1 protein-coding gene is annotated in these 2,697 nt (G+C 71.3%); it reads right to left on the reverse strand.

Translation table 11 applies throughout. The features are described from left to right. Positions 1-127: 127 nt before the first annotated feature. Entirely contained in the window at positions 128-2,128 is a 2,001-nt protein-coding gene (gene acs / locus ACFYW7_RS13430; RefSeq protein WP_389501347.1) for an acetate--CoA ligase, read from the reverse strand. Between the last annotated feature and the right edge of the window lie 569 nt (positions 2,129-2,697).

Raw genomic sequence — 2,697 nt, forward strand, 5'->3', positions numbered from 1 at the left:
GCACCCCCCGCGCGTTCCGCGGGGTCGGGGCGTTCCGTGGGGGGGGGGGGGGGGGCGGGGGGGGGGGGGGGGGCCCCCCGGGGGCCCCCCCCCCCCCCGCGCGCCGGGCGTGCGGGGTGAGCCCGCGTCAGTCCTCGCTGGGCGCGGCCGGCAGCTTGGTCTGGATGAGGTCCATCACCGTGGAGTCGGTGAGGGTCGTGACGTCACCGAGTTCGCGGTTCTCGGCCACGTCGCGCAGCAGGCGGCGCATGATCTTGCCCGACCGGGTCTTGGGCAGCTCGGCCACCGGCAGGACCCGCTTGGGCTTGGCGATCGGGCCGAGGACGGTGCCGACGTGGTTGCGCAGGTCCGCGACCAGTCCGGCGTCCTCGGCGGAGGCAGTCCCGCGCAGGATGACGAAGGCGACGATGGCCTGTCCGGTGGTCTCGTCCGCCGCGCCCACGACGGCCGCCTCGGCGACCGAAGGGTGGGAGACGAGGGCCGACTCGACCTCGGTCGTCGAGATGTTGTGCCCGGACACGAGCATCACGTCGTCGACGCGGCCGAGGAGCCAGATGTCGCCGTCGTCGTCCTTCTTGGCACCGTCCCCGGCGAAGTACTTGCCCTCGAAGCGCGACCAGTACGTGTCGAGGAACCGCTGGTCGTCGCGCCAGATGGTGCGGAGCATGGACGGCCACGGCTCGGTCAGCACGAGGTAGCCGCCTCCGCCGTCGGGGACCTCGTTCGCCTCGTCGTCGACGACCGTCGCCGCGATGCCGGGCAGCGCCCGCTGCGCGGAGCCGGGCTTGGTCTCGGTGACTCCGGGGAGCGGCGAGATCATCATCGCGCCGGTCTCGGTCTGCCACCAGGTGTCGACGATCGGGGTGCGGTCCCCGCCGATGTGCTTGCGGTACCAGATCCACGCCTCGGGGTTGATCGGCTCGCCGACCGACCCGAGCACCCGCAGGCTGCTGAGGTCGAACTTGGCGGGGATGTCGTCGCCCCACTTCATGAACGTCCGGATCGCGGTGGGCGCCGTGTAGAGGATCGTCACCCCGTACTTCTGGATGATCTCCCAGAACCGGCCCTGGTGCGGCGTGTCCGGCGTCCCCTCGTACATCACCTGCGTCGCGCCGTTCGAGAGCGGCCCGTAGGTGATGTAGGAGTGCCCGGTGACCCAGCCGATGTCGGCCGTGCACCAGTAGACGTCGGTCTCCGGCTTCAGGTCGAAGACGGCGTGGTGTGTGTACGAGGCCTGCGTGAGGTAGCCGCCCGAGGTGTGCAGGATGCCCTTCGGCTTCCCGGTGGTCCCGGAGGTGTAGAGGATGAACAGCGGGTGCTCGGCGTCGAACGCCTCCGGCGTGTGCTCGGCCGACTGCCGTCCGACGATGTCGTGCCACCACACGTCGCGGCCCTCGGTCCAGGCGACGTCCTCACCCGTACGGCGTACGACCAGCACCTTGTCGACCCCGTCGACCCGGGACACCGCCTCGTCGACGGCCGGCTTGAGCGCGGACGGCTTCCCGCGCCGGTAGCCGCCGTCGGAGGTGATGACCAACTTGGCGTCGGCGTCCTGGATGCGGGTGGCGATCGCGTCGGCGGAGAACCCGCCGAACACCACCGAGTGCGCGGCGCCGATACGGGCACACGCCAGCATCGCGACGACTGCCTCGGGAATCATCGGCAGGTAGACGGCCACCCGGTCGCCCTTGCCGACACCCAGCTCGGTGAGGGCGTTCGCGGCCCGCGACACCTCGTCCTTGAGCTCGGCGTAGGTGATGGCCCGGCTGTCGCCCGGCTCGCCCTCGAAGTGGATGGCGACGCGGTCGCCGTTGCCGGCCTCGACGTGCCGGTCCACGCAGTTGTACGCGACGTTCAGCTTCCCGTCGGCGAACCACTTGGCGAACGGCGGGTTCGACCAGTCCAGCGTCTCGGTCGGCTCGGTGGCCCAGGTCAGCCGACGGGCCTGCTCGGCCCAGAAGCCGAGCCTGTCAGCCTTGGCCTGCTCATACGCCTCCGCGGTGACATTGGCGTTCGCCGCCAGGTCGGCGGGCGGCGCGAACCTGCGCTCTTCCTTCAGCAGGTTGGCCAGGCTTTCGTTGCTCACGACATCTCCCTTTCCCAGGGTGTCCGTTGTGTCCCAGGCCACAGCTCATCAGACCAGGGGCCCGGTGACAAGGCCCGATCTGGAATTGGTTTAGACCTATCGAGTGGCGCCGGTCCGGGCAGGCGCTCCACGCGGCACCTCCTCGCCGGTGATACGTCCCGGATGCCCCCTCGGGAGAACATACGAGCCCGCAACCTGGAGCACGAACGCTCCGGCCACCCGGTTCACAACGACCAGACCACGTCCAGCGGGGAACGGGGCAAGAAGCAAGGGGCAAGGGGCACGGGGAACAACGGGGCGAGGGAGTCAGGAGGAGGGAGCGGTGGTGGCGGCCCCTGCCGTCGCGGAAGCCCGCCACGCCGTCCGTCGAACGCCTCCCCCGCATACTCCGCCCGGGGCACCTACCCGCCCGGCCCTCGCCCGCTTTTCTCTGACATTCCATTGCGCGGCCGGGCGCGTCGAGGCTCCCCCTCGCCTCGGCCGACCAGATGGGGTGTGGGGCCCCCCGCACCCGGGGCGCCCCCCCCCCCCCCTCACCCCCGGGGGCGCCCAACCACCCCCCCCCCCCCAAGAACCGACACCGCCGCCCCCCCGCACACGTCCACAACATA

The organism is Streptomyces sp. NPDC002580 (assembly GCF_042889485.1).
GTDB lineage: Bacteria > Actinomycetota > Actinomycetes > Streptomycetales > Streptomycetaceae > Streptomyces.